Consider the following 7,516-nt stretch of genomic DNA (forward strand, 5'->3'; position numbering starts at 1 on the left):
GTGCAATCGACCGCTCCCTCGCTCCTGTCTCCCCCCCGAATGCATCTTCCCCCCTTGCGTGGATGAACCACGGCGGGAGCGGTCGATTGCACGGCGTGCGCCCACCGGCGTGCGACCGGAAAGAGGCGACTGGCGCGACAGCGCAATTGCCCTCCTGGCGGGGACGTGGCCGTGTCAAGGCGCTCCCCTGGCGACGCGCCTTCCCAGGTGGGGCGGGCGTGCTGCCCCCGCTGGGCATTCGCGCGCATCACCCTCGGGGGGCTTGTGCGGACGCGAGCGCCAGGCCCCAGCGGCACGGCGGGCCGCCCCGCGACCCCTGGCGGCTGGATTTCGACCGCTCGGCCTGACGAGGCGGTGGGCCTCGCGGGAGCGTGCCACCTTGGGGCTGACCCTTTCGGTCATCGACAACGGAGATACGTCCATGCGCACCGCGCCCCCCAGCACCGCGTACAGGGCCGCCCTTGGCCTCGCGCTCTTCGCCTCGCTCATCCTGATCTGGCTGAGCCTCGGCGTCGGCATCATCGGAGCGGACGGCGACCGCACCAACCTGGTCTACGGAGGGGTGCTGCTCGTCGGCCTTGCTGGCGCCTTCGTCGTGCGCCTGCGCGCGGCCGGCATGGCCCGCACGCTGGTCGCGATGGCCTTCACACAGGCGGTCATCGCCGGAGTCGCTGTACTCGCCGGCTGGGGGATGCCATGGAGCCCTCCTGTCGAACTCCTGACGCTCAACGCCGGCTTCATCGCGATGTTCCTCGGGTCCGCCTGGCTGTTCCAGCGCGGTGCGCACGGGCGACTTGAGGCGCGGTGAGCACGTGACGACGTGGGGCGCGGCGCCAGCGGGTGGACGAACCGCTCGCGTCACCGTCCCGAGAGCACCTGGTCGAGCCGGTCTCGAAAGCTGCGGCTCAGCTTGAGGCGGCGACCATCGTGCAGTTGCACCCAGTACTCGCCATGGAAGAGCGGCTGAAGCTCCCGGACCCGCTCCAGATTGACGAGCGTCGAGCGATGGATGCGCAGGAAGCGGCGCGGGTCGAGTTGCGCTTCCAGCTCACGCAGCGACTGGCGTAGCAGGTGCGACCGACTGCCCACGTGCACCTGGACATAACAGTCTTCCGCTTCGACCCAGTCGATCTGCTCGACGGGAACCAGCAGCACCCTCCCCGCCTCCTTCACCGCCAGCCGCTCGAGATAGGTCGGTGAGGAGACAGGACGCGCGGCGGGAACAGGCTCCTCGGCCGAGTACAGCTCACCGAGCTGGCGCGCCATGCCCTGCACCCGGAGTCCCCGAACGCGCTCCTTCGCACGCGCGAGGACACTGGCGAACCGCGCGTCGTCGAAGGGCTTGAGCAGGTAGTGGACCGCCCCGACGTCGAAGGCCTGGAGCGCATAGGTGTCGAAGGCCGTGACAAACACCACGGCCCCCGCGGCTCCCGGCCCCACGGCCCGCAACACCTCGAACCCGTCCGCGCCTGGCATCTGGATGTCCAGGAAGAGCACATCCACGGGCCCCTGCCGGAGCACCTTGATTGCCTCGCGGCCCGTCGCGCACTCCCCCACCACCTCCATGCCCGCGTCGCCCGCGAGCAGCGAGCGGAGGCTCTGGCGGGCAAGGGGCTCATCATCCACCACGAGCGTGCGGAGGCGCTCCCGCTGCATGAGCGCGCTCATTGAACCGCCTCCTGCACCAGGAAGGGGATGGCCACCTCCGCCAACGTTCCTCCATCCGGGGTTCGACTGAGCAACAACCTGTGCCGCGCGCCATACAGATGGCGCAGGCGCGCGCGGGTATTGGCAAGGCCCACGCCTCCGGACTCGGCGGACGGGCGGTCCTGCCTCGCACCCTCGGGAGCATCTCCCGCCCCAGAGTCCCGTACCGAGAGGCACAACATCTCCGCCTCACGGCGGATGTGGACCGACACCCTCCCCTCACCCTCTCGTGCGCACGTGCCATGGCGCACGGCGTTCTCCACGAGCGGCTGGAGCAACAACTGAGGAACGAGCGCCCCGAGCACCTCCGGGTCCACATGGAAGTCGGTGCGAAGCCGGTCCTGGAAGCGCACCTGTTCGATTCCGAGGTAGCGCTCGACCAGGTCGACCTCCTGTTGAAGGGGGACCTGCTGATTCGCATCGCTCCGCAACACCGCTCGCAGCAGGTCCGCCAGACTCGCGACCACCCGGAGCGCCCCTGCCTTGTCGTCGTTCCGCACGAGCCCGGACACGGTGTGCAGCGCATTGAAGAGGAAGTGGGGGCGCAATTGCATCTGCAAGGCCAACAACTGGGAGCGCAGGAGCTGCGATTCCAGCTCGGAGGCCCGCACCGTGCGCTCCAGATAGAGCCGGTGGAAGCGCAACGCGTGGCCCACGGCAAGCACGCCCAGGTAACAGAAGAAGCAGTAGGCCAGCGCACCGAAGAAGTACTGCAACAGCGGGCGCTGCGGGTGCTCGACGAACCTCTCCAACACCCAGCCGACGACGAACTCGAGGCCCCACAGGACCAGGAACAGCGCCACATGCACGCCCACGCCCCGGCGCCATCGCGGACCGTCGAGCGGGTAGCGCTCGCACAAACGAAAGATGAGCGGCGTGTAGAGCGCCCACAGCCACATTCCCAGGATGTTGCTGAGAAAGAAGAAGGTGCTCGGCAAGGGCCGGCCCGTGGAGAGGGCGCCACCAACGCCCCCCGCCACTGCCACACACCCCACGAGCGTCCACACACCGCCCGTCAGCGCCATCGCACGCCAGCGGGAAACCGCGACAGCAGGGAATGGCATCGTCATGGGAGCCCCGACACGCGAACTGAAACAGGCGACGCAACCCTAGTGCATCCGCATTCCCACCCTGAAAGATGCCTCACACGGCGGTGAGCATCGGTCCTCGCACACGCGCGGCAGGAGTGGCCCCTCCGGCTCGGACCCACGTCAGGCCGCTTCGCCTCACCTTTCCGCCAGCTCACAGCAAAGCCGAGGTGCCTGTCGCGCACGGAAGGCATCTTCCGGGGCGCACCCTCATCCGGGGCGTGCCGAGGCAGCAGTGAGCATTCAACGACTGGAGAGAGAGTCCCCATGAGCTACGCAGAAGTCGTGAAGGTGGTTTCGTCGATGGTCGCGGTGAGCGTCGTCGCATTCGCGCCCGCCGTCTGGGCGGAGCACTGCCACAAGGTGCATGCGGATTTGATCGAACACCCGGCCACGGAAGGGTGCCTCAACGGGGCGACCCGATGCTTCCTCGGAGAGGTGGACGGGAACCACGGCCTGCGCGGTGTCACCCACTTCAAGGCACAGGAGGCACGTCTCGCGCTGACCACCGCTCCGGGGTGGCTCAGCTACGCCGGCTTCTTCCACTACACGCTCGAAAAGGGGACCCTCGTCGCCCGTGAGACGGGCGTCACGAACGCCGGCTACGTGACGGCGCATCACGAAATCCTCGAGGGAACGGGGAAGTTCGCCGGCGCGACGGGCTACCTCTTCGTGAGCGGCCTCCTGCTCGACAACGGCAACAGGATTGTCACCCGCGTGACGGGGGAGATCTGCACGCCCTGAGGTCGGCGCGCGTCGGGCCCGTCTTTCGCGCCTGACGACCCATGGTGGGGAAAAGAGTGGGGCCCCATGCGACTTCCGCGTGGGGCCCCAGGGACCGTGACATCCAGCCAGTCCACCCGCGGAAGCGGGCTACCTGTCTTGGCCCCTGACACCCAAGGCGCTCAGTCTTTCCTGTGCGCCCTTTCGACTCTCGATGGAGAGCGCGGGGCGCTCCATCGTTCGCAGATACGTCCGATATCGGCGCCGAGCCACGACCTTCGAACCCTCCCGCTCGGCCAGCTGCCCGAGCCGGAAGTTCGCATCGGCGACCACGCCCCGAGCCCATCGGACGCCTTCTCCGCACACCCGGGTACCCATCACCTCCGGCTTCTCCCTCGCCAGCGATTGGAAGAGCTTTCGGGCTTCCGGGTGGGCCCCGAGCGCCAGCTCCGCGCTCGCCAGCCCCCAACGTCCCAGCGGGCAACCAGGCATCAGCTCCAGCACCTTCCGATAGAGCGTCGCGGCCTTTCGATATCGACGCTGCTCGTACCAGGCATCCGCCCTCCTGACGTGCAACCAATGGTCATCAGGCGCCGCGACGAGCGCCTTGGAGATGACCCCCTCCAGCTCCACCCACTTCTCGGCGGAGATGAGCTGGTCGATCCGCTTGCTGATGCGTCGCTTCGCGGCCTTCGCGAGGCCACGCGGTCCAGGTGTCGCAAGGCGCTTGCCGTTCATTTCTTCTTCTTCTTCCCGTTCTTGCCCTTGTGGGGCCACTTGTCGTCCTTCTTCTCCTTGCCGCCAGGACGCTTCTTCGTGTGCTTATCCCAGGTCGAGGGCCGCTTGCCCTTTGTATGCTCGGCGGACATCGGGCAGACATTGGGCGGAGTCGCCGTGGTCACCGGCTCGTCCACCGTACTCCCCGGCCAGGGAATGCTGGGGCAGGCCCCCGGATGCGTCGCGCAGTAGGCGAGGATGCCCACGGCGGCCGTTCCCACCGCGGCGCCCACGAGCGCACCCACGGGCCCTCCCACGGCGGCGCCCGCGATGGCCCCCGCCACCGGGTTCTCTCCGGTCGGGTCGCGGTAGGTCAGCGGGTTGTTGGACGCATACGCGTAGGGCGGCAGTCCCTGCCCCAGCCGTGCATACGCCAGCAGCATCTCCGGGTCCTGAGCGAACGGCTCCTCCTGGAGGAACCGGGTGGTCGCCGGGTCATAGTAGCGGGCCCGGAAATAGAGCAGCCCGGTGCCGTCGTCCTCGCGCCCCGTGAACGTCTGTCGGTTGCCGCTCGTGAGCCCCGTGGAGGTCGTGGCACCGTAGGGCTCATACGTATACGTCGCGCTCAGCGCCCCGGTCCCATCGACCAGCGCCACCGTCGACCCCAGGATTTCCGACAGGAAGTCCTTCGAGCCGGAGGAGGTGGTCTGGCTGTACACCTCATCCAACCCGAGCCCCACCAGGATGTCCGTCGTCTCCGACGGGCCCTGGACCTGGATGAAGTTCTCCTCGCTGTAGAGGTAGTCCTCCACGATGCCCGACACGCTCTTGCTCGAGCGGCGCCCCATCGGGTCATACGAGAACTGCGCGAGCACGCCCGTGACATCGCTGATGCTCGCCAGCTGGTCGCGCGCGTCCCACGCATAGGTCCGCGTACCGTCCGACACCAGGTTGCCATTGGCGTCGTAGGTCCGCGTGTGGCTGTTCCAGGTCGTCAACTGGCTCGCGGCGTCATAGACGGCGCCGGAGACCGCGGCCGGCAGACCCGTGCGCGCGAACGTCCCGCCCACGGAGACGCGGTTGCCATCACCGTCGTAGCCATAGTCCAGGTCGCCCACCAGGACGGAGCCCAGCTTGTAGTCAATCCCACTCAGCCGTCCCTCGGCGTCATAGGCGTAGTGCTGGGACACGCCGTTGGGAAGGACGGTGGAGAGGCGACGACCGGCCGCATCGTAGGTGAACGACACGGTGCGACCCGACTGGACGATGGAGGTCAACCGACCGCTGTCGTCATAGGCATAGACCACGGGCGACTGACCCGAGGCCGTCAGGCCCGTCATCCGTCCCGTCGCGTCGAAGGTGTAGTCGACAGTGCCAGTCGAGGACACCTCCTGGGTGACTCGGTCCAACCCGTCGTACGTCAGGGTGATGTCCTGCCCCAGGCTGTCGTCCAGGTGGACCAGTCGTCCCGCCAGGTCGTAGTCGGAGGTGATGCTGTTGGCGTAGGCCGTCGGCGAGGACGTCGTGGCTCCAAACCCCGACAGCTCGACCTCACCGGTGGAGTCATAGGTCCAACCACTCACCTGCCCCTTGCGGTCCTTGAAGCTCTTCAGGCGACCGGCAAGGTCGTACGTGTACGTCTCCGTCCGCCCCAGGGGGTCCATGCGCTCCGAGAGCAGCCCCAGGGAGTTGTAGACGTAGCTCGTCAGCTCGCCGCGGGCGTCCGTGCTGGAGACGACATTGCCCGTGTCGTCATAGGCGAACTCGACGACATGACCGCTGGCGTCGATGTGACGGGTGAGCCTGTCCCGCGCGTCGTACTCGTAGTGGTCCACGTGCCCACCCGGGCTGCGCCGGGCGAGGACGCGTCCCAGCGCATCGTGGGAGAACTCCGTGGTCAACCCGGCGCCGTTCGTCACCGAGATGATGTCCGCCCCCTCATAGATGAAGGAGGTGGGCTGCTCCGTCCCGACACGCACCGTCTGCAACCGCCCGAGGGCGTCGTGCGTGTATTCCATGGTCCGGCCGGTGGCGTCCTCGATGAGGGAGAGGTTGTCCCTCGCGTCGTATTGATAGACGGACAGGTGCCCGTTCTCATCCCGGACCGACGCGAGCTGCTGGGTGGCTGTATACGTGTACTGCATCGACACGGCCTGCGGCGTCCCCTCCAGGCTCGTCACCTTCGTGATGTTCCCCACCGCGTCGTACTCGTACTCGGTGCGTCGGTTCAGGGCGTCGGTGACAGCCATCAGCCGACCATTGGCCGCGTCCAGTTCAAAGGCCGTCTCCTGCTCCTCCGGCGTGCCCAGCGGATAGACATCATTGACGATGTAGCCCGACTGGAACGACACGCGTCGCGTCTGCCCCGAGCGGTCCTTCACGTCCGTCCGGACGATCTGGTCGCCGTCCCGGACGTTGCACCCTCCGTTGGGCAGACACTGCACGACGAGCCCCAACTGATAGGTGAACTCGTAGGTGCTGCCATCCGCCAGCGTCTGCTTCGACACCCGACCCTTCAGTCCGTACTCGTTCTGGACGATGAGACGGTCCTCTTCGTCCACCAGGGTCTCGACGTAGTTGGAGGTGTTGTACGTGTACTTGCGCACGCCGCCCGCGGCGTCCGTCACCTGGGTCAGCCGCCCCTGGGCGTCGTACGCATACGTGACAGTCCTTCCGGCATGGTCCCTGGCCTGCGTGGCCAGACCGCTGGTGGCGGTCGTCGTGCCAATGGTGAACTCCACCCAGCGCCCCGAAGGGCCGCTGATGCGGGTGATGGGACCCGAGTTGCCACTCTGCCGGGTGATGGAGAGGACATTGCCGTGGCGGTCCGCCACCTCCGACAGCCGGTGGGCGTGGTTGAACGTCCAGCGTCGCCCGTCGCGGAACACCAGATCCCACCCCTGGTTCCCGTTGTTGAAGGTGATGCGAGAGCCCGACCAGACACCCGGGTACGTCGTCTCGAAGACGGCGCTCAGGTAGTCCGTCCCAGGCGACGTGCGCTCATACCGGACGCGCGTGCCGTCGGGGTTGACCAGGTCGTACTCGGTGAAGGCGCTCGTCGACCGCCAGAGGAACTGCTCGAAGTTGCTGGTCATGCCGACGCCGAACTGCCGCTTGGTGAGGTCCAGGGAGCGGTAGGTGCGCTCCACTCGGATGGGCAGGATGTCCTGGACGACCAGGTCCACGTCCGTCGTCAGGAATTGACCGGAGGAGAGCATCACGGGGTCTCCTCCCGTCATGCTCCCGGGCGCCCCCGCGCTCCCTCCTCCACAGCCACCACC

6 protein-coding genes are annotated in these 7,516 nt (G+C 67.4%); 2 read left to right on the forward strand and 4 right to left on the reverse strand.

What is annotated here, in order from left to right:
- The first annotated feature begins 421 nt into the window (after positions 1 to 421).
- On the forward strand, positions 422 to 808 hold the full coding sequence (locus FJV41_RS46795; RefSeq protein ID WP_141649114.1) for a hypothetical protein: 387 nt from the start codon (positions 422 to 424) through the stop codon (positions 806 to 808).
- Between the two features lie 50 nt (positions 809 to 858).
- On the opposite strand, the gene FJV41_RS46800 is transcribed toward FJV41_RS46795, so the two are convergent.
- Complete coding sequence (locus tag FJV41_RS46800) at positions 859 to 1,668, reverse strand: LytR/AlgR family response regulator transcription factor (protein WP_141649115.1); 810 nt, start codon at positions 1,666 to 1,668, stop codon at positions 859 to 861.
- Positions 1,665 to 2,777 carry a sensor histidine kinase gene (locus FJV41_RS46805; RefSeq protein ID WP_246137861.1) on the reverse strand — a complete coding sequence of 371 codons (1,113 nt, stop codon included), beginning with the start codon at positions 2,775 to 2,777 and terminating at the stop codon, positions 1,665 to 1,667. The genes FJV41_RS46800 and FJV41_RS46805 overlap by 4 nt, the downstream gene beginning before the upstream one ends.
- A 285-nt stretch (positions 2,778 to 3,062) precedes the next feature.
- Between FJV41_RS46805 and FJV41_RS46810 the strand changes: the two genes are divergently transcribed.
- Complete coding sequence (locus tag FJV41_RS46810; protein WP_141649116.1) at positions 3,063 to 3,539, forward strand: hypothetical protein; 477 nt, start codon at positions 3,063 to 3,065, stop codon at positions 3,537 to 3,539.
- A gap of 129 nt (positions 3,540 to 3,668) precedes the next feature.
- Here FJV41_RS46810 and FJV41_RS46815 read toward each other — a convergent pair whose 3' ends face one another.
- Both FJV41_RS46815 and FJV41_RS46820 read right to left on the reverse strand, forming a co-directional pair.
- Positions 3,669 to 4,256 (reverse strand): tetratricopeptide repeat protein, encoded by a 588-nt coding sequence (locus FJV41_RS46815; protein ID WP_141649117.1) that lies wholly within the window; start codon positions 4,254 to 4,256, stop codon positions 3,669 to 3,671.
- A complete protein-coding gene (locus FJV41_RS46820) occupies positions 4,253 to 7,453 on the reverse strand; it encodes an RHS repeat-associated core domain-containing protein (protein ID WP_246137862.1) in 3,201 nt (1,066 codons plus the stop codon). The genes FJV41_RS46815 and FJV41_RS46820 overlap by 4 nt, the downstream gene beginning before the upstream one ends.
- Positions 7,454 to 7,516 lie beyond the last annotated feature (63 nt).

Source organism: Myxococcus llanfairpwllgwyngyllgogerychwyrndrobwllllantysiliogogogochensis (genome assembly GCF_006636215.1).
Taxonomy (GTDB): Bacteria; Myxococcota; Myxococcia; order Myxococcales; family Myxococcaceae; genus Myxococcus; species Myxococcus llanfairpwllgwyngyllgogerychwyrndrobwllllantysiliogogogochensis.